The 23,243-nt window shown below is 62.4% G+C and carries 1 protein-coding gene (running past one end of the window); it reads left to right on the plus strand.

From position 1 onward, the window contains the following. Positions 1-23,221 carry the 3' portion of a syringopeptin non-ribosomal peptide synthetase SypC gene (gene sypC, locus PI739_RS19330; RefSeq protein ID WP_271352106.1) on the plus strand. 17,378 nt of this gene lie to the left of the window's left edge, so only the last 23,221 of its 40,599 coding nucleotides appear in the window; its start codon lies off the left edge, out of view; it ends in the stop codon at positions 23,219-23,221. Positions 23,222-23,243: the final 22 nt, after the last annotated feature.

Below are 23,243 nucleotides of genomic sequence, written 5' to 3' on the forward strand. Positions count from 1 at the left end.
GGTCAAGGTCACTCACCAACGCCTCTCGGCACTGCTGGGACATGAACATGCTTCGCTGTCGCTGGCCCAGCGCTGCAGCGGCGTGCCGAGTTCGCTGCCGCTGTTCAGCACCTTGCTCAACTACCGCCACAGCAACAACGGTGCGGCCTCGGCCGACACATTGTCAGCCTGGCAGGGCATTCAGACCCTGAGCATGGAGGAACGCACCAACTATCCGTTGTGCCTGAACGTCGATGACCTGGGCGATGACTTCATGCTCACCATTCAGGCCGTCCAGCAAATCAATGCTCAGCGCATCGGCGAGTACATGCAGGTTGCACTGCGCAGCCTCGTGGAAGCACTGGAACACACCCCGCAAGCAGCGCTGAACAGCCTGCCGATACTGCCGGATGACGAGCGCGAGCTGTTGCTGGCGGGTTTCAATGACACTGCCCATCCTTATCCTCGCGACGTGTTGATTCACCAACTGTTCGAACAACAGGCCGCCCAGCGTCCGGGTGCTTGCGCCGTACGCGGCGACAGCGGACCGCTGCTCACCTACGCCGAACTCAACCAACAGGCCAACCAGCTCGCCCATCGCCTGATCGAACTGGGCGTGGAACCGGATACGCGGGTCGCAGTAAGCCTGCGTCGCGGCGCGGAAATGGTCGTGGCGCTCTTGGGTATTCTCAAGGCCGGTGGTGCCTATGTGCCGATTGACCCGGACCTGCCGAGTGCTCGCCAGGCCTATATGCTCAGCGACAGCGCCCCTCGTGCGGTGCTGACCAGCAACGATCTGCTTGCAGATCTGCCAGCCCTAAGCGTTCCGGTGCTGGTGCTCGATTACCGCGATGACCTCGCGCAACTGGCTAAGCAGCCGAGCGGCAACACGGATGCCAAGGTCCTGGGTCTGCAGCCCAATCATCTGGCCTATGTGCTGTACACCTCCGGTTCCACCGGCACGCCCAAAGGCGTGATGAATGAACACTTGGGCGTGGTCAACCGCCTGCTCTGGGCGCGCGACGCCTATAAAGTGAACAGTCAGGATCGGGTACTGCAAAAGACCCCGTTCGGCTTCGACGTGTCGGTCTGGGAGTTTTTCCTGCCGCTGCTGGCCGGTGCCGAACTGGTCATGGCGCGTCCCGGTGGCCATCAGGACCCTGACTATCTGGCGCAGGTCATGAGTGACGCGGGCATTACCCTGCTGCACTTTGTGCCTTCAATGCTCGATGTATTTCTGGAGCACCGCTCAACCCGCGACTTCCCGCAATTGCGTCGAGTGCTGTGCAGCGGCGAAGCCTTGCCGCGCGCGTTGCAGCGCCGCTTCGAGCAACACCTCAAGGGCGTCGAACTGCACAACCTCTATGGCCCGACCGAAGCGGCCATCGACGTTACCGCCTGGGAATGCCGTCCGACAGATCCGGGCGAAAGCGTGCCCATCGGCCGTCCGATTGCCAACATTCAGATGCACGTACTGGATGCCCTGGGCCAGCTGCAACCGCTGGGCGTGGCCGGTGAGCTGCACATTGGCGGCATCGGCGTGGCGCGGGGTTACCTTAACCAGCCGCAGCTGAGTGCCGAGAGTTTCATCGCTGACCCGTTTTCCAACGACCCGCAGGCCCGTCTGTACAAAACCGGCGACGTGGGTCGCTGGCTGGCCAATGGTGCGCTGGAATACCTGGGCCGTAATGACTTCCAGGTGAAGATCCGCGGCTTGCGTATCGAGATCGGCGAAATCGAAGCCGCTCTGGCCAAACACCCGGCGGTCCATGAAGCCGTGGTCACGGCTCGTGAAGACATACCCGGTGACAAACGTCTGGTGGCTTACTACACGCAGTCTGCCGAGCACACTGCTGTCGATATCGAAACCCTGCGCAGTCACCTGCAGCAGCAGTTGCCTGAATACATGGTTCCGGCCATCTACGTACTGCTCGATACCATGCCATTGACGCCGAACGGCAAGCTGGACCGCAAGGCGCTACCCGCACCGGACGGTGATGCGCTGATCAGCCGTGGCTACGAAGCGCCGCAAGGCGAAATCGAGGAGCAGATCGCGGTTATCTGGCAAGACCTGCTGGGCGTCGCACAGGTCGGGCGTCACGACCACTTCTTCGAACTCGGCGGTCATTCGTTGCTGGCGGTGAGCCTGATCGGGCGTATGCGCCAGTTGGGTCTTCGCGCCGATGTACGCGTGCTGTTCAGCCAGCCGACGCTGGCAGCACTGGCCGCAGCCGTGGGCGGTGGCACCGAGATCGTGGTGCCAGCCAACCTGATCACCGAGGATTGCCAACGCATTACGCCTGAGCTGCTGCCACTGGCGGACCTGACTCAGTCGCAGATCGATCAAGTCGTGGCAACCGTGCCGGGCGGCGTGGCCAATGTGCAGGACATCTACCCGCTGGCGCCGTTGCAGGCAGGTATTCTTTATCACCACCTGGCCGCCGAAATCGGCGACCCCTATGTGTTACAGACGCAGTTCGCCTTTGCTGACGGCGAGCGTCTGAATGCCTTCGTTCAGGCTTTGCAGGCGGTCATCGACCGCCATGACATTCTGCGCACCAGCGTGGTCTGGGACGGTCTGGACTCACCTGTGCAAGTGGTCTGGCGTCAGGCCCGGTTGCACCTGGACGCGCTTGAGTTTGATCCGGCAGACGGCGATATAGGAACACAACTGCACAGCCGCTTTGACCCGCGCCATTACCGTCTGGACATCGGCCAGGCGCCGCTGATGCGCGTGGCCTATGCCGAAGACCCGCTCAACCAGCGCATCTTCGCGATGCTGCTGTTCCACCACATGGCGCTGGACCACGTGGCGCTGGAAGTGGTGAAGCATGAAATGCAGGCCTGGCTGGCGGGCGAGGCAGACAGCCTGGCAGCGTCGGTGCCTGTGCCGTATCGCAACTATGTGGCCCAGGCACGCCTGGGTGTCAGCCAGGCCGATCACGAAGCGTTTTTCCGCGACATGCTCGGCGATATCGACGAGCCGACGCTGCCGTTCGGCCTGCTGGACGTGCAGGGTGAAGGTCGTGACATCGAGGAAGCCAGCCTGGCGCTGGATCCTCAACTCAACCTGCGCCTGCGTGCTCAAGCCCGCCAACAAGGGGTGAGTGCCGCAAGTCTGGTGCACCTGGCCTGGGCTCAGGTGTTGGGCAAGGTATCAAACAAGCAGGATGTGGTCTTCGGTACCGTCCTGATGGGCCGGATGCAGGGGGGCGAAGGTACCGAGCGAGCCTTGGGGATGTTCATCAACACCTTGCCGCTGCGGGTTTCGGTAGGCGAGCAGGGCGTACGCGACGGGGTCAAGGCCACTCATAAGCGCTTGACTGCCTTGCTCGGTCACGAACATGCCTCGCTGGCGTTGGCCCAGCGTTGCAGCGGTGTTGCCGCGCCCGCGCCGCTGTTCAGCGCGCTGCTCAACTATCGCCACAGCGGGGTCGGCAGTGTGTCCGACCAGGCCATGCAGGCATGGCAGGGCATTGCGGTCCTCAGCGGCGAAGAACGCACCAACTACCCATTGACGTTGAACGTCGATGATCTGGCCGATGGGTTCAGCCTGACGGCGTTGGTGGCTTCGTCAATCGGTGCTCAACGTGTGTGCGGCTATATGCACACAGCGCTGGAAAACCTGTTGACGGCACTGGAGCAGACGCCAGAAACGCCGTTGCAAGGTTTGTCGATTCTGCCAGCTGTCGAACGTGATCAGTTGCTGGTGGATTTCAACGACACCGCGCTGGATTACCCGCAGCAGCAGACCATTCACGGGCTGTTCGAAGCACAAGTCGAGCTTACGCCGCAGGCTCTTGCGGTCGTCCACGGCGAACAGCGCCTGACGTATCGCGAGCTTAACGAGCAGGCCAACCGCCTGGCCCATGCCTTGCGCAAGCAGGGCGTTCAGCCGGATTCGCGGGTCGGGATCTGTGTAGAGCGCGGCGTGGAGATGGTCGTCGGGTTGTTGGCGATCCTCAAGGCGGGCGGCGGTTACGTGCCGCTGGACCCGGCGTATCCGGTAGAACGAATTGCCTACATGTTGCAGGACAGCGCACCTGCTGCCGTGCTCGCGCAGTCGGCAACTGAAGCGCTGCTGGCCGACGTTGCAGTACCTGTCATCAATCTTGATCTGAGCGATTGGCAGGACCAATCCGTCCAGAATCCGCAGGTGCCTGAGCTGACCTCGGCGCACTTGGCGTATCTGATCTACACCTCGGGCTCCACAGGTCTGCCGAAAGGCGTGATGATCGAACACCGCAACACCGTTAACTTCCTGACCTGGGCGCATAGTGCTTTCGACGCCTCTGCGCTGGAAAAAACGCTGTTCTCCACCTCGCTGAACTTCGACCTCGCGGTCTACGAGTGTTTTGCACCGCTGACCTCGGGCGGCAGCATCGAAGTCGTCAAAAACGTGCTGGAACTGCAACACGGCGAGCACGATATCGGCCTGATCAACACCGTACCATCGGCGCTCAAGGCCTTGCTGGAAGTCGATGGACTGCCGAAATCGGTCCATACAGTCAACGTCGCCGGTGAAGCGCTGAAACGCAGCCTCGTGGAAAACCTGTTCGAAAAAACCGGCGTGCAGCGCCTGTGCAACCTCTACGGCCCATCCGAAACGACCACCTATTCAAGCTGGGTGGCAATGGATCGTGAAGATGGCTTCGCAGCTCACATCGGCAAGCCGGTCGGCAATACACAGTTTTACCTGCTGGACGAACAGCAACAGCTTGTGCCACTGGGCGTTGCCGGTGAGATCTACCTCGGCGGTGCTGGCGTGGCGCGGGGTTATTTGAACCGTGACGACCTGACTGCCGAGCGCTTCCTCAAAGACCCGTTCAGCCAAAATCCAGTGGCACGCATGTACCGCACCGGCGACCTGGGTCGCTACCTGCCAGACGGCAATATCGAATACCTGGGCCGTAACGACGATCAGGTGAAGATTCGTGGTTTCCGTATCGAACTGGGCGAGATCGATGCGCGTCTGGCCAAGCACCCGGCGGTCCACGAGGCAGTGGTCACTGCCCGCGAAGACATTCCCGGCGAAAAGCGTCTGGTGGCTTATTACACCCTGAGCGCAGGGCAGGCTTCGGTAGACATCGACAGCCTGCGCGGCTGGCTGCAGGAGCAATTGCCGGCCTACATGATCCCGGTGGCCTACGTACGTCTCGATGCACTGCCACTCACCCCGAACGGCAAGCTGGACCGCAAGGCCTTGCCAGCACCTGAAGCCGATGCACTGATCAGCCGTGGTTATGAAGCCCCACTAGGTGAAACCGAAGCGCAGATCGCAGCCATCTGGCAAGACCTGCTGGGCGTTGCCCAGGTCGGCCGTCACGACAACTTCTTCGAGCTGGGCGGTCATTCGCTGCTGGCGGTGAGCCTTATTGGCCGTATGCGCCAGTTGGGTTTGAGCGCTGACGTGCGCGTGCTGTTCGGCCAGCCGACGTTGTCCGCCTTGGCGGCCGCAGTCGGCGGTAACACGGACATCGTGGTGCCAGCCAATCTGATTACCGAGGATTGCCAACGCATTACGCCTGAATTGCTGCCACTGGCCGACCTGACCCAGGCACAGATCGATAAGGTAGTCGATAGCGTGCCGGGCGGCGTGACAAATGTGCAGGACATCTACCCATTGGCGCCGTTGCAGGAAGGCATCCTCTATCACCACCTCAGCGCTGAGCGCGGAGATCCGTATTTGCTGCAATCGCTGTTCGCCTTCGACAGCCAGGAGCATGTCGACGACTTTGCCCGCGCCTTGCAGTTCGTGATCCAGCGCCATGACATTCTGCGCACTGCACTGGTCTGGGAGGGACTGGACGAACCGATGCAAGTGGTCTGGCGTCAGGCGTTGCTGATGCGCGAAAGCTTCGACCCAGATCCGCAAGGCGGCGATGTCGCGACACAGTTGCACCAGCGTTTCGACTCCCGCCGCCACCGTCTGGACATTCGTCGGGCGCCGATGATGCGTCTTGTACATGCCTGGGATGAGTCAAACCAGCGCTGGCTGGGCTGGTTACAGTTCCATCACCTGGTCATGGACCATACAACGCTGGAAGTAGTGCGCCATGAGATGCAGGCCTACCTGCTGGGGCAGGGGGCTCAACTGGGCCTGGCGGCACCCTATCGCAATTATATTGCTCAGGTCCGCCTGGGCATGAGTCAGGAGGAACATGAGGTGTTCTTCCGCGACATGTTGAGCGATGTTGACGAGGCGACGCTGCCGTTTGGTTTGCAGGAGGTGCAAGGTGACGGTCATGACATCGAAGAAGACTTTCTGCCGGTGGATCTGGAGCTCAGCCGTCGTTTGCGGGCCCAGGCCCGTCAACTGGGAGTCAGTGCCGCCAGCCTGGTCCACTTGGCCTGGGCGCAGCTGTTGAGTAAGGCCTCGGGGCGTGACGACGTAGTGTTCGGCACCGTGCTGCTGGGCCGGATGCAAGGTGGCGAAGGCTCGGAGCGAGCGCTGGGCGTGTTTATCAACACCTTGCCGCTACGTGTGGGCCTGGGCGACCAGGGCGTGCGTGACGGGGTCAAGGCCACGCACCGGCGCTTGACCGCATTACTCGGGCATGAACACGCGTCTCTGGCGCTGGCCCAACGTTGCAGTGGCGTGGTCGCACCGGCGCCGTTGTTCAGCGCCTTGCTCAACTATCGCCACACCAGCGTTGCCGTGACCGATGAAACGCTGACGGCCTGGAATGGCATGCAGGCGATAGCACTGGGCGATGAAGAACGCACCAACTATCCACTGACCCTCAACGTCGATGACCGCGGCGAAGACTTCCTGTTGACCGTACAGACCATACCGCTGATCGACGGCGCCCGGATTTGCGCCTACATGCTGCAAACATTGAGCAATCTGGTCAACGCGCTGGAGCAAGCGCCGCAGACACCGTTGCACGCTATTTCGATCCTGCCGGACAGCGAGCGGCAGCAGTTGCTCGAACAGTGGAACGAACCTGGCAATACCTATACGAGCGAGACACCGATTCATCTGCAATTTGAAGCCCGCGCAGCAGAGCGGCCGAATGCCGTGGCGCTGGTGTTCGAAGAGCAGACCCTGAGCTACGGCGAACTCAACGCCCGTGCCAACCAGGTTGCACATCGCCTGCTGGCCCACGGCGTTCGCCCGGATGATCGGGTAGCGATCTGCGTCGAACGCGGCCCGGCGATGATCATTGGCTTGCTGGGTATTCTCAAATCCGGCGCCGGTTACGTGCCACTGGATCCGGCTTATCCGCTGGAGCGCCTGGTCTACATCCTCGGCGACAGTGCGCCGGTCGCGTTGTTGAGCCAGCAGTCAGTGCAGCAGACGTTGCCTGTCTGCGAAGTGCCGCTGATCTATCTCGACGATGCCGACCTGCAGGACGAATCCGTCTGCAATCCGCAAGTACCGGTCAAGCCCGCTGACCTTGCCTACGTCATTTACACCTCCGGCTCCACCGGTCTGCCCAAGGGCGTGATGGTCGAGCATCGCAACGTTGCACGACTGTTCTCGGCCACCGAAGACTGGTTCGGTTTCAATGAACAGGATGTCTGGGCATTGTTCCACTCGTTCGCTTTCGACTTCTCAGTCTGGGAAATCTGGGGCGCACTGCTGCACGGCGGCCGTTTGTTGATCGTGCCGCAACTGGTCAGCCGCTCGCCAGAAGACTTCTACAACCTGCTGTGCAGTGCCGGGGTGACGGTGCTTAACCAGACGCCAAGTGCGTTCCGTCAACTGATTGCTGCCCAGGCTGAAAACACTCAGGCACATTCGCTGCGTCAGGTGATTTTCGGCGGTGAAGCGCTGGAAACGGCGATGCTCAAGCCGTGGTACGCCTGCAGCGTGAACGCTGGCACGCAACTGGTGAACATGTACGGCATCACTGAAACCACAGTGCATGTGACCTATTACCCGTTGCAGCCCGAAGACGCCCAGCGCGTCGGTGCCAGCCCGATCGGCAAGCGCATCCCGGACCTGCAGCTTTACCTGCTCGACGCCCATGGCGAACCCGTGCCGACAGGCGTGATCGGCGAGTTGTACGTGGGCGGTGCCGGTGTTGCTCGTGGCTACCTGAACCGTGAAGCTCTGACCGCCGAGCGTTTCCTCGATAACCCATTCAGCACCGCACCGAGTGCGCGCCTGTACCGTACCGGCGACCTGGGACGCTGGCTGGCCGATGGCAGCCTTGAATACCTGGGCCGCAACGACGAACAGGTCAAGATTCGTGGCTTCCGTATCGAACTGGGCGAGATCGAAGCGCGTCTGGCTGAATATCCGGACGTCCGCGATGCCGTGGTGCTGTGCCGTGAGGATGTGCCCGGCGACAAGCGCCTGGTGGCCTATGTCACGACACAGCAGCCGGAAAGCCTGCTGGACATCGAAAGCCTGCGCGAGCATCTGCACGGTGCATTGCCGGAGCACATGGTGCCCGCAGCCTACGTGCAACTCGATGAGTTGCCACTGACGGCCAACGGCAAGCTCGACCGCAGGGCTTTGCCGGTGCCCGACCGTTCGGCGGTGGCCAGTCGTGGCTATGCAGCGCCTGAAAACGACACCGAGATGGCCATTGCGCGTATCTGGCAAGACCTGCTGCAACTGGAGCAGGTTGGTCGTCATGACAACTTCTTTGAGCTGGGCGGCCACTCACTGCTGGCCGTCAAACTGATCGAGCGGATGCGCCAGATCGACCTGGTTGCCGACGTGCGCGTGCTGTTCAGTCAGCCGACCTTGTCTGCCCTGGCAGCAGCGGTAGGCGGCAAGGGGGCACTGGAAGTACCCGCCAACCTCATTCCCGCCAACTGCGAGCGCATCACCCCGGACATGCTGCCTCTGACAGTCCTGAGCCAGGATGATATCGACCGTGTGGTGGCAAGCGTACCCGGCGGCCTGGCCAACGTGCAGGACATCTACGCTCTGGCACCGCTGCAGGAAGGTATTTTGTATCACCACCTTGCCGCGACCGAGGGAGACCCGTACCTGCAATACGCGTTGTTTGCCTTTGACAGCCTCGAGCGTCTGCACGGTTTCGCCCAGGCACTGCAAGGCGTGATCGCGCGGCACGATATCCTGCGCACCGCCGTGCTTTGGGAGCGTCTCGACTCTCCGGTGCAGGTGGTCTGGCGTGAAGCACCTCTGGGCCTGGATGAGCTGATACTTGACCCTGCCGATGGCGATATCGCCGAACAACTGCTGGAACGTCTGGACCCTCGCCACACGCGTCTGGACATTCGTCAGGCACCGATGCTACGCATCGGTTATGCACATGACGCGGAGAACGACCGCTGGCTGGGCATGCTGCTGTTCCATCACCTGGTGGACGACGCCACGTCGCTGCGCATTCTCACCAGCGAAATCGAGTCATACATGCTCGGACAGCAAGCCTCTCTGCCACCGTCCGTGCCTTATCGCAATTACGTAGCGCAGGCCATGCTCGGCGTGAGCCGAGAAGAGCACGAAGCGTTTTTCCGCGACATGCTCGGTGATATCGATGAACCGACGCTGCCGTTTGGCCTGCAGGACGTGCAGGGCGACGGAAGCGGTATCGAGGAAGCACGCCTACAGGTCGACATGGACCTGAGCCGCCGCCTGCGCGTGCAGGCCCGCCAGTTCGGGGTCAGCTCCGCCAGCCTGTATCACCTGGCATGGGCTCGTGTTCTGGGCGCCTTGTCAGGCGAAGATGATGTGGTCTTCGGCACTGTATTGCTTGGCCGCCTGCAAGGCGGTGCCGGGTCTGACCGAGCGCTGGGGATGTTCATCAATACCTTGCCGTTGCGTGTCACGCTGGGCGAGCAGGGCGTGCGCAACAGTCTGAAGGCTACCCACGCCAGGCTCAGTGGGCTGCTTGCCCATGAACACGCCTCGCTGGTACTGGCCCAGCGTTGCAGTGGCGTGTCCGCTTCGACGCCGCTGTTCAGCGCTTTGCTCAACTACCGACATATCGCCGCTGAGGTCAACCAACAGACACTGGACGCCTGGCAAGGCATCGAAAGCCTGCGCGGCGAAGAGCGCACCAACTATCCGCTGACCCTTTCAGTAAACGATGAGGGAACGGGCTTCAGTTTAACGATTCAAGCCAGTGCCAGCATCGACGCGCAACGCGTCTGCGCGTATGTGCAGACCACTCTGGAGAATGTGGTCAGCGCACTGGAGCAGTCCGGCGAGGTGCCGCTGGCAGGCTTGTCGGTTCTGTCGGCCGCGGAGCGTGAGCATCTGGTGTATGGCTTGAACGCTACCGCGCTGGAATACTCGCAGCAGCAGACCATCCATGGGATGTTCGAGGCACAGGTCGAACGCACGCCTCAGGCGCTCGCTGTGGTCCACGGCGAGCAGCGTCTGACGTATCGCGAGCTTAACGAACAGGCCAACCGCCTGGCCCATGCCTTGCGCAAGCAGGGCGTTCAGCCGGATTCGCGGGTCGGGATCTGTGTAGAGCGCGGCGTGGAGATGGTCGTCGGGTTGCTGGCGATCCTCAAGGCGGGCGGCGGTTACGTGCCACTGGATCCGGCCTATCCAGCGGAACGTATTGCTTACATGTTGCAGGACAGCGCTCCGGCCGCAGTACTGGCGCAAACCGCGACTCAGGGCTTGCTGGCCGACGAATCAGTACCTGTCATCAATCTTGATCTGAGCGATTGGCAGGACCAATCCGTCCAGAATCCGCAGGTGCCTGAGCTGACCTCGGCGCACTTGGCGTATCTGATCTACACCTCGGGCTCGACCGGCCTGCCGAAAGGCGTGATGATCGAACATCGCAACACCGTGAACTTCCTGACCTGGGCGCACGCGGCTTTTTACGGCTCTGCACTGGAAAAAACGCTGTTCTCCACCTCGCTGAACTTCGATCTTGCGGTCTACGAGTGCTTTGCACCGCTGACCTCGGGTGGCAGCATCGAAATCGTCAAGAATGTGCTTGAACTGCAACACGGCGAGCACGATATCGGCCTGATCAACACCGTACCGTCGGCGCTTAAAGCACTGCTGGACGTTGATGGGTTGCCGGAATCGGTCCATACGGTGAACGTGGCCGGTGAAGCGCTGAAACGCAGCCTCGTGGAAAATCTGTTCGAAAAAACCGGCGTGCAGCGCCTGTGCAACCTCTACGGCCCATCGGAAACCACTACGTACTCAAGCTGGGTGGCGATGAACCGCGAAGACGGCTTCGCAGCTCACATCGGCAAACCAGTGGGCAATACACAGTTTTACCTGCTGGACGAGCAACAGCAGCCTGTTCCACTGGGTGTTAGCGGTGAAATCTACATTGGCGGTGCCGGTGTGGCACGGGGTTATCTGAACCGTGACGACCTGACCGCCGAACGCTTCCTCAAGGACCCGTTCAGCGAACAGCCAGCGGCACGCATGTACCGCACCGGAGACCTGGGGCGCTACCTGCCAGACGGCAATATCGAATACCTGGGTCGTAACGACGATCAGGTGAAGATCCGCGGCTTCCGTATCGAGCTGGGCGAGATCGATGCACGCCTGGCCAAACACCCGGCCGTCCATGAAGCAGTGGTGGCTGCTCGCGAAGATGTTCCGGGTGACAAGCGTCTGGTGGCTTATTACACCCTGAGCGCAGAGCAGGCTTCGACAGACATCGACAGCCTGCGCGGTTGGCTGCAGGAGCAACTGCCAGCCTACATGATCCCGGTAGCCTATGTGCTGCTCGACGCACTGCCGCTGACGCCGAACGGCAAGCTGGACCGCAAGGCACTGCCAGCACCGGAAGCCGATGCACTGATCCGCCGTGGTTACGAAGCCCCCCAAGGCGAAACCGAAACCCTGCTGGCGCAAATCTGGAGCGACCTGCTCCAGGTTGAACGCGTCAGCCGTCACGACCAGTTCTTCGAGCTGGGCGGTCACTCCTTGTTGGCGATGCGCCTGATTTCGCAAATTCGTCAACAACTGGGCGTCGAACTGAGCCTGGCCGCGCTGTTTGCCCACCCCGAACTGAGCACACTGGCACTGGCCATCGCCCAGGCCGGACGCAGCATCCTGCCGGATATCGTACCGGTGGCACGCGATCAGGCCTGGCCATTGTCGTTCGGCCAGCAACGCCTGTGGTTCCTCGCCCAGATGGAAGGTGCCAGTGCGGCCTACCACATGCCTGTCGGCTTGAGCCTGCGGGGCGAGCTGGATCGCGCGGCAATGCAAAGAGCGCTGGAGCGTATCGTGGCGCGTCACGAGGGTCTGCGCACCACCTTCATTCAGGGCGATGACGAACAACCATTGCAACGGATCAGCCCGGCGGATGCGGGCTTCAACCTGCAACTGCACGATCTGCAAGGGCTGGTGGATGCCAAAGAGAAGCTTCAGGCACTGGCCAGTGAGGAGTCGCTGCAAAGCTTCGATCTGGAACAGGGCCCATTGATCCGAGGCCGCCTGATCCGTATGGCCGAGGACCATCACGTCCTGTTGCTGACCATGCACCACATCGTTTCCGATGGCTGGTCAATTGGCGTGCTGACCCGTGAACTGGCGGCGCTCTACGCGGCATTCAGTCAGGGCCAGGACGACCCGTTGGCGCCACTGGCGCTGCAATACCTGGACTACGCGGTGTGGCAGCGTCGCTGGCTGAGCGGCGATCTGCTGCAGCAACAAAGCGACTACTGGCAGCAAACCCTGGCAGACGCTCCGGCGCTGCTGATGTTGCCCACCGACCGGGTGCGTCCGGCACAGCAGGACTATACCGGCGCGGTGCTGCCCATCGTGCTCGACGAAGACCTGACTCGCGGCCTCAAGGCATTGAGCCAACGTCACGGCAGCACCCTGTTCATGACCCTCATGGCCGCCTGGGCTGCACTGCTGGGGCGGCTGTCCGGCCAGGACGACGTGGTCATCGGCACGCCAGTGGCCAACCGCACACGCAGCGAAGCCGAAGGATTGGTGGGCCTGTTCGTCAATACCCTGGCGATCCGCGTCGACCTCAGCGACAAGCCCACGGCAGAAACGCTGCTGGCGCAGGTCAAGAGCAACACGTTAGGCGCCCAGGACCATCAGGACCTGCCGTTCGAGCAGGTGGTGGAAGTGATCAAGCCGGTGCGCAGCCTGTCGCACAGCCCGGTGTTCCAGGCCATGCTCAGCTGGCAGGACATGGGCGGTGGGGATTTCGCCCTTGGCGATCTGCAACTGGAGAGCCTGAGCGCGGGCCATACGCTGTCCAAGTTCGATCTCTCGCTGGACATCGGCGAAGCCCAGGGTCAGTTGTTCGGTTCGCTGGAATACGCCACTGCGTTGTTCGATGAAGGCACCATCGCCCGCTATCTGGGCTACCTGCAGCGTTTGCTGCACGCCATGGTCGCCGATGACCGCCAGGTGCTGGAACACGTACCACTGCTCGATACCGCGGAGCGCAAGCGTCTGCTGGTCGACCTTAACGCTACCGACGTGCCTTACCCGCAAGATCGCACGATTCATCAGCTGTTCGAGGAAAAGGTCCAGGCACAGCCCGACGCCATCGCCGTGGCCTTCCAGGCGCAGCGCTTGAGCTATGCCGAACTGAACCGCCAGGCCAATCGTCTCGCTCACCACCTGATCAGCCTGGGCATCGGTCCGGATGATCGAGTGGCGATCTGCGTCGAACGCGGAGTGAAAATGATCGTCGGGCTGCTCGGTGTACTCAAAGCCGGTGCCGCCTACGTACCGCTGGACCCGGCTTACCCGGCCGAGCGCCTGGCCTACATGATCAACGACAGCCAGCCGGCGGCGTTGCTCACCCAGCGCGGCTTGCAGGAGCGTTTGCCTGCACTGTCGATGCCGCTGGTATTGCTCGACGACGAGCATTGCCAGGGCTTCGCCGAGTGCGATGACAACCCGGTCGTACCGACACTCGGCGTGCGCAACCTGGCGTATGTGATCTACACCTCGGGTTCCACGGGCAATCCGAAGGGCGTGATGATCGAACACCGAGGCCTGGTCAACTACAGCGTCGATGCGGCGCGGCTGTTTGGCCTGTCCCAGAGCGACACGGTGCTGCAACAAAATACCCTTAACTTCGACCTGTCGGTGGAGGAGATCTTCCCGGCACTCCTGGCCGGTGCGACTCTGGCGCCAAGCCGCGAGATATTCGGCAGTGAGGGCACTGAAAATCACGGCATTTACCCGACCGTCCTGCACTTGACCGCCGCTCACTGGCACACCCTGGTCGCCGAATGGCACAACCAGCCGCAGGCTGCTGAACAACGCCTGGCCGAGGTGCGCCTGATCAACGTCACAGGTGACGCATTGTCGGCACAGAAACTCAAACTCTGGGATGAGGTGCGCCCGGCACACACTCGCCTGATCAACACTTACGGGCCGACCGAAGCGACGGTGTCCTGCACCGCGGCCTACGTCAGTCACGACGCTGCGGTCGGCAGCGAAGGCAGCGGCAACGCGACCATCGGCAAGCCGATGGCCAACACCCGCATCTACCTGCTCGATGCCCATCAGCAGCCGGTACCATACGGCGTGGCCGGTGAGATTTTCATCGGTGGCGACGGCGTGGCACGCGGTTACCTGAACCTTGCAGAGGTCAACGCCGAGCGCTTCCTCGCTGATCCGTTCAGCAACAGCCCTGATGCCCGGATGTACAAGACCGGTGACCTGGCACGCTACATGGCCGACGGCCGTATCGAATACCTGGGCCGTAATGACTTCCAGGTCAAAGTGCGCGGTTTCCGTATCGAGCTGGGCGAAATCGAAGCGCGTCTCGGTAGCTGCAAAGGGGTCAAGGAAGCGGTGGTGATCGCTCGGGAAGACAATCCCGGCGAAAAACGCCTCGTGGCCTACGTGATCGCCCAGCCACAAACAAACCTGGATGCCGCCAGACTGCGCGCCGAACTGGCGCCGCAACTGGCCGAGTACATGCTGCCAAGTGCGTTCGTGCTGCTTGATGCACTGCCGCTGACACCGAATCGCAAACTCGATCGCAAGGCCTTGCCAGCTCCAGCGGACAACGCCTTTGCCAGTCGCGAACATGTCGCCCCGCAAGGCACCAGCGAAAAAGCCCTGGCGCAGATCTGGCAGAACCTGCTCAACCTGGAAGCAGTAGGGCGTCATGACCACTTCTTCGAACTGGGCGGGCACTCGCTGCTGGCAATGCGCCTGATTTCCCAGGTGCGTCAGCGCATGGGCGTCGAGCTGAGCCTGGCGGACATCTTCGCCCAGCCGGAACTTGCGGCGCTGGCTCAGGTAGTGGCACACGCTGCCGGCAGCAGCCAGCAGCCCATCGTGCCGGTGTCCCGCGATCAGTCCTTGCCGCTGTCGTTTGCCCAGCAACGCCTGTGGTTCCTCGCGCAGCTGGACGGCGGCAGTGCGGCTTATCACATTCCAGCCGGTCTGCGTCTGCGCGGCAGGCTCGATCAGGACGCACTGAAGCGCGCGCTGGACCGTATCGTTGCGCGCCATGAGGCATTGCGCACAACCTTTGTCCAGGAACAGGACCAGGATCCGCTGCAGCGCATCGCTCCAGCCGATATCGGCTTCAACTTGCAACTGCAGGTGCTGACCGGGCAGGGCGACGCGGAACAACAACTGCTCGCCATCGCCGCAGAAGAGGCCGAAGAGGGCTTTGATCTGCTCAACGGCCCACTGGTGCGTGGACGTCTGGTATGCCTGGCCGATGATGACCATGTCTTGCTGGTGACCATGCACCACATCGTCTCTGACGGCTGGTCCGCTGGCGTGTTGACCCGTGAACTGGGCGTGCTCTATGCAGCGTTCAGCCAAGGCGCCGAGGATCCGTTGCCAGCATTGCCCGTGCAATACGCCGATTACGCGCTGTGGCAGCGCAACTGGCTGAGCGGCGACGTGCTGCAGCAACAGCGCCAGTACTGGCAGCAGACTCTGGCCGGCGCGCCGGCCTTGCTGACCTTGCCGAGCGACCGGCCACGCCCGGCGCAACAGGACTACAGCGGCCAGTTGCTCGGCCTGGTCCTCGACGCCGACCTGACGCGTGGCCTCAAGGCGCTGAGCCAGCGGCATGGCAGCAGCCTGTTCATGACGGTCATGGCCGCATGGGCTGCGTTGCTGGGACGTCTGGCCGGTCAGGACGACGTGGTCATCGGTACGCCGGTGGCCAACCGCCTGCGTACCGAGGTGGAGGACCTGATCGGGTTCTTCGTCAACACCCTGGCCGTGCGCGTCGACCTCTCGGGGACACCGAGCGTCCAAAGCCTGTTGCAGCAGGTCAAACAGCAGACCCTGGCCGCCCAGGCGAATCAGGACCTGCCGTTCGAACAGGTGGTTGAGGTGGTTCGCCCACAACGCAGCCTGTCCCACAGCCCGATTTTCCAGGCCATGTTGTCGTGGCAGAACAACGAAGCATCCGATCTGGCGCTTGGCGACATGAGCCTGCAGGGCGTCGCAGTGGCTGGCCATACGGCCAAGTTCGACCTGACGCTGGACATGACCGAGGTCGGCGATCAACTGATCGGCACGCTGGAATATGCCACGGCACTGTTCGACGAAAGCACCCTGCAGCGTTACATGGGCTACTTCCAGCGCTTGCTGGAAGCCATGGTCGCCGACGACCGCCAGTTGCTGGAGCAGGTGCCGTTGCTCGATAAGGCGGAGCGCCAGCATCTGCTGGTCGACCTTAATGCTACCGATGTGCCTTACCCGCAAGACTGCACGATTCACCAGCTGTTCGAAGAAAAGGTCCAGGTACAGCCCGACGCTATCGCCGTGGTCCACGAGGCGCAGCGCCTGAGCTATGCCGAATTGAACCGTCAGGCCAACCGTCTGGCTCATCACCTGATCGGCCTGGGCATCGGCCCGGACGACCGGGTGGCGATCTGCGTCGAGCGCGGTGTGGAAATGATGGTCGGCCTGCTCGGTGTGCTCAAGGCAGGGGCGGCTTATGTACCGCTGGACCCTGCCTATCCGGCCGAGCGACTGGCTTACATGATCACCGACAGCCAGCCAGCGGCGTTGCTGACCCAGCGTGATCTGCGCAAGCGCTTGCCGACCCTGACCTTGCCACTGGTGTTGCTCGACGGCGATCAGCGCGCCACCTTTACCGAGCGTGACGACAACCCGGTGGTGGAAGCCCTCAGCGTGCGCAACCTGGCGTATGTGATCTACACCTCGGGCTCCACGGGCAATCCGAAGGGCGTGATGATCGAACATCGCGGCCTGGTCAACTACAGCGTCGATGCGGCGCGGCTTTTTGGCCTGGCGCCAACCGACACCGTGCTGCAACAGAACACCCTGAACTTCGACCTGTCGGTGGAGGAAATCTTCCCGGCCTTGCTGGCGGGTTCCACCCTGGCTCCGAGCCGCGAGATATTCGGCAACGAAGGTCTTGAAACTCACGGCATTCATCCGACGGTCCTGCACTTGACCGCCGCGCACTGGCACACGCTGGTGGCCGAGTGGCACAACCAGCCTCAGGCTGCCGAACAACGCTTGGCCGAGGTGCGCCTGATCAACGTCACGGGCGATGCGCTGTCGGCGCAGAAGCTCAAGCTCTGGGACGAGGTGCGCCCGGCGCATACTCGCCTGATCAACACCTATGGTCCGACCGAGGCAACCGTTTCTTGCACCGCGGCTTATGTCAGCCATGATGCTGTGGCCGGCAGCGAAGGCAGTGGCAACGCGACCATCGGCAAACCGATGGCCAACACCCGCATCTACCTGCTTGATGCCCATCAGCAGCCCGTGCCCTATGGCGTGGCTGGTGAGATCTTCATCGGTGGCGATGGCGTGGCACGCGGCTACCTGAACCTTGCCGAGGTCAACGCCGAGCGTTTCCTCGCGGATCCGTTCAGCAGCAGCCCTGATGCCAGGATGTACAAAACCGGCGATTTGGCACGCTACATGGCTGACGGCCGCATTGAATATCTGGGGCGTAACGATTTCCAGGTCAAGGTGCGCGGTTTCCGTATCGAACTGGGCGAAATCGAAGCCCGCCTGGGCAATTGCGCCGGGGTCAAGGAAGCGGTGGTGATCGCTCGGGAAGACACTCCTGGTGAAAAACGTCTTGTGGCCTACGTGATTGCACAGCCACAAGCGAACCTGGATGCCGCCAGCCTGCGCGCCGAACTGGCACCGCAACTGGCCGAGTACATGCTGCCGAGCGCGTTTGTGCTGCTTGATGCACTGCCGTTGACGCCGAACCGCAAGCTCGACCGCAAGGCGTTGCCGGCTCCGCAAGCCGATGCCTTTGCCAGCCGCGAACACGTGGCGCCGCAAGGGGCCACAGAGCTGGCGCTGGCGCAGATCTGGCAGGACCTGCTCGATCTGGAACAGGTGGGCCGTCACGACCAGTTCTTTGAACTGGGCGGGCACTCGCTGCTGGCGATGCGTCTGATTTCCCAGGTGCGCCAGCAGTTGAGCGTCGAGCTGGGCCTGGCGGATATCTTTGCCCAGCCGGAACTGGCCGCCATGGCACGCATACTCGCCGACGCCAAAGGCAGCAGCCAGCCGCCTATCGTGCCGGTGTCCCGTGATCAGGCCTTGCCGCTGTCGTTTGCTCAGCAGCGTCTGTGGTTCCTCGCGCAGCTGGAAGGCGGCAGCGCGGCTTACCATATTCCGGCAGGGCTGCGTCTGCGTGGCACTCTGGATAACCCTGCGCTGGAGCGAGCGCTGGACCGTATCGTCGCCCGCCACGAAGTGCTGCGTACGACCTTTGTGCAAGAGCAGGACCAGGATCCGGTGCAGCGCATCGCTCCTGCCGATATCGGTTTCAGCCTGCAACTGCACGTGTTGACCGGGCAGGCGGATGCTGAACAGCAACTGCTCGCCATCACCGCTGCAGAGGCCAACGAGGGCTTCGATCTGCTCAACGGTCCGCTGGTACGGGGACACCTGGTGCGCATGGCCGAGGACGATCATGTGTTGCTGGTGACGATGCACCATATCGTCTCCGACGGCTGGTCCGCGGATGTGCTGACCCGCGAGCTGAGTGCGCTCTATGCGGCGTTCAGTGCCGGTGCCGAGGATCCGTTGCCCGCTTTGCCGGTGCAATACGCCGACTATGCCGTGTGGCAGCGCAACTGGCTGAGCGGCGAAGTGCTGCAGCAACAGCGTCAGTACTGGCAGGAGACCCTGGGTGGCGCGCCAGCCTTGCTGACCTTGCCGACCGACCGGCTACGCCCGGCACAACAGGACTACAGCGGCAACGTTCGCGGCCTGGTGCTTGATGCAGAGCTGACCAGCGGCCTCAAGGCCCTGAGCCAGCGACATGGCAGCACCCTGTTCATGACCGTAATGGTCGCATGGGCCTCGCTGCTGGGGCGTCTGGCCGGCCAGGACGATGTGGTGATCGGTACACCGGTGGCCAACCGCCTGCGTGCCGAAGTGGAGGACCTGATCGGGTTCTTCGTCAATACCCTGGCGATACGCGTCGATCTGTCCGGCGCACCCAGCGTCGAAGCGTTGATGCAGCAGGTCAAGCGTCAGACGCTGGCAGCGCAGACCCATCAGGACCTGTCGTTCGAACAGGTGGTCGAGGTGGTTCGTCCGCAACGCAGCCTGTCCCACAGCCCGATCTTCCAGGCCATGCTGTCCTGGCAGAACAACGAAACGTCCGACCTGTCGCTCGGCAGCATGAACCTGCAAGGCGTAGCGGTAAACGACCACACGGCGAAGTTCGATCTGGTGCTGGACATGACCGAGGTCGGCGATCAGTTGATCGGCACGCTGGAATACGCCACGGCGCTGTTCGACGAAAGCACCATGGACCGTTACCTGGGCTATTTCCAGCGCCTGCTGGAAGCTATGGTCGCCAATGAACAACACATACTGGAACACGTTCCATTGGTGGATGCAGTCGAGCGTCAGTATCTGTTGACCGGTCTTAATGCAACCGACCGCGCTTACCCTGAGGGTCAGTTGATGCATCGCCTTTTCGAGGCGCATGCAGCGTCTCGACCTCAGGCGCTTGCGGCCCGTCAGGGTGAGCAGACGCTGACCTACGCCGAACTCGACAGCCGCGCCAACGCCCTGGCTCAGCACTTGCGCCAACACGGCGTGCACGCGGGAACCCGAGTGGCGATCCTGCTGGATCGTTCGGTGGAACTGTTGACCAGTATGCTGGCCACGCTCAAGTGCGGCGCGGCTTACCTGGCGCTGGATCGCCTGGCTCCCGAAGAGCGTCTGCGCTTCATGCTCGAGGACAGCGAAGCAACCCTGTTGCTGACCCGCAGCGAACTGACGGCACCTGACCTGACACAGAGACTCGATCTGGACACCCTGGATCTATCAGCGTTGAGCCAAGGGCCAGTCGTGCTTGCAGATGAAGCTGCAGGCGAGACCCCGGCGTGCATCATCTACACCTCCGGCTCCACCGGCCTGCCCAAGGGCGTGATCGTGACCCACAACGGCATTGTGCGGCTGGTGCGGGACAACTACGACTTCCGTGCCGATGACCGCGTGGCGTTTTCTTCCAACCCGGCGTTCGACGCCAGTAGCCCGGAGATCTGGGGTGCCTTGCTCAACGGCGGCCAGTCGATAATCGTCGAGCCTTCCGTGTTGCTTGAGCCGGCGGCCTTTGCGGCCTTGCTCAAACGCCATGCGGTGACGGTGATGTTCAGTTCGACCGCGTTGTTCAATCTGTATGCCGGGTTGATTCCCGAAGCTTTGGCAGGCTTGCGCATGCTGGAGTGCGGTGGCGAACGGGCGGATCCGGCGTCGTTCCGCCGGGTACGGGAGCACTCGTCTCAAGTGCGCTTGTTCAACGGCTACGGCCCGACCGAGGGCACCACGTGCGCCACTCGTTACGAAGTGTTTGATGTGCAGCCGGGAACCCTGAGCCTGCCGATCGGCAAACCCAACGCCAACGTGCGCATCTATCTGCTCGACGCGTGCGGCGAGCCGGTGCCGATGGGCAGCGTCGGCGAGATCTACATCGGCGGGGTCGGGGTCGCGCTTGGCTACCTGAATCGCCCGGAACTGACCGCAGAACGCTTCAGCGACGATCCGTTCAGTCAGCAGGCGGGCGCGCGTCTCTATCGCACCGGCGACCTGGCGCGTTGGTTGCCGGACGGCAACCTCGAATACCTGGCGCGCAATGATGGCCAGGTGAAGGTCCGCGGCTTCCGTGTGGAGCTCGGGGAAGTCGAAAGCAGCCTGCATGGGTGCGATGGCGTGCGCAACTCCGTGGTAGTGGCCCGCGAAGACAGCCCGGGCGACACGCGTCTGGTGGCTTACTACACCGTGCACGCTGACGTTGAAGCACCCGAGCCGGAGGCTCTGCGTGCACAACTGAGCGCCAGCTTGCCGGAATACATGGTCCCGAGCGTATTCATCTGCCTGCCAGACTTGCCGCTGACGCTCAATGGCAAGGTGGATGTCCAGGCACTGCCAACGCCGACAGCGGATCAGTTCGTGAGCCGAACGTTTGAAGCCCCGGCAGGGGAGTTGGAGATTCGTCTGGCGAAAGCCTGGGCGGAAGTACTTGAATTGCAACAGGTGGGACGTCATGACAGCTTCTTCAATCTCGGCGGTCACTCGCTGATGGCGGTACGACTGGTCAACCAACTTGTACAGAGTGGCTTGCCGGTGTCTCTGGCCGACGTTTTCCAGCACGCCAGCGTGGCGGCCCTGGCCAGCCTGCTGGGCAGCCGCGGCGAAGAGGTTGCAGCGCAGCTTCATGAGCAACTGGTGCCGGTGCGCACCACCGGCAACCAGCGTCCGCTGTTCCTGGTCCACGAGTTCACCGGCCAGGATGTGCACTTCGCGGCGCTGGCGGTACACATCGACAGCGACATTCCGGTCTACGGGTTGAGCGGCATCCCGCTCGGTCAGGAACAGTTGCTGACCATGGAATGCCTGGCAACGCGCTTGTTGGGTGCGATGCGCAGCGTGCAGCCGCACGGACCTTATCGCTTGGCGGGCTGGTCGTTCGGAGGGCTTCTGGCCTACGAAATCGCCATCCAGCTGGAGGGCATGGACGAGGAGGTGGAGTTTATCGGCATGCTCGACACCTACATGCCGCGCCTGGTGGATCAGGGTCGCGAGCGTTGGGACCTGCAGACCGCCCACCGTCAGCACCTGCTGGAACACTGCGAGCAGTTCTGGAAAGCCCGGGGCGAATGCGCGCAGGCTCTGGAAGCCCTGGAGCGAGTGCGTGCAAACCGGCAGGCCTTTGATTTCGCCGGGCTCCTGCAGCACTGCCGTGAGCAGGGTGCGCTGCCGCCGGAGCTGGACATCTACACGAACGAGGGTCTTTGCCAGTACCTCGACCGAGAGGTGGCTCACGGTCATGCGCAGGCCAATTACACGGTTTACCCCAACAGCGTGCCGCTGCACCTGTTCACTGCCAGTGAGTGGGAACCCAACTCGCAGAAACACAGCGGTTACCTGGGTTGGGATAGCGTACTGCCCGTCAGTCAGTTGCGCAGTATCAAGGTCGCGGGCGATCACTTGAGCATGATGAAGCCGCCACATATCGAGGGCCTGGGTCAGGCGATCAGCCAGGCGTTGACTGATCTGCCCGATCGGCCACGGGGGGCTGACAACGCCCACCGGCCGTTGCTGACGATTCAGGGCGGACGCCGCGATCATGCGCCCGTGTTCTGTGTCCCGGGGGCAGGGGACAGTGTGACCGGTTTCATCGGCCTGGCCGAGGCACTGGGCCCGCACTGGCCGATCCACGGGCTGCAACCGCGCGGGCTGGATGGCCGCACGGTGCCTTACAGTCTGGTGGAAACCGCTGCCGAAGCGTATCTGCAAGCACTCGACAGCACTCACCCCGAGGGGCCGGTGCATCTGCTCGGTCATTCGTTCGGCGGCTGGGTGGCCTTTGAAATGGCCCAGCGCCTGACGGCACGTGGCCGCGAAGTGGCTTCGCTGACGCTGATCGACAGTGAGTCACCGGGCGGCAACGGCGTGGTGGGCAAACCTTACACCGCGATAGGCGTACTGGAACGTTTGATCGAGACCATGGAACTGGCTGCGGGCAAGTCGCTGGGCATCGATCGTGCGGCCTTCCGGACCCAGGACGATGTCGGTCAGATGCGCTTGTTGCATGCCGGGATGGTGCGGGCAGGGATGTTGCCGCAGCGTTCTTCGGCGGACGCGATGCGCGGGCCTGCGCGGGCTTTCGGTACGGCGTTGCGCACACGTTATCAACCGTCGCAGATCTACTCCGGGCCGGTGCGTCTGGTGCTGGCCGATGACCCAGTGCTGGATGCGGCGGGCAATCAGCGCGAACAGCAGGCGATGGTCAGCGGCTGGCGCCAGTGTGCTCCGGATCTCACTGTCTGGCGTGGGCCGGGCAACCATTTCACCATTCTCAAGGCGCAGCATGTACAGCATCTGGCGAACTGGTGGCTACCCCGCCAATAACGCCGTTTCTTCAAGCCCGGCG

The sequence above is a fragment of the Pseudomonas cerasi genome, assembly GCF_027983475.1.
Classification (GTDB): domain Bacteria; phylum Pseudomonadota; class Gammaproteobacteria; order Pseudomonadales; family Pseudomonadaceae; genus Aquipseudomonas; species Aquipseudomonas cerasi.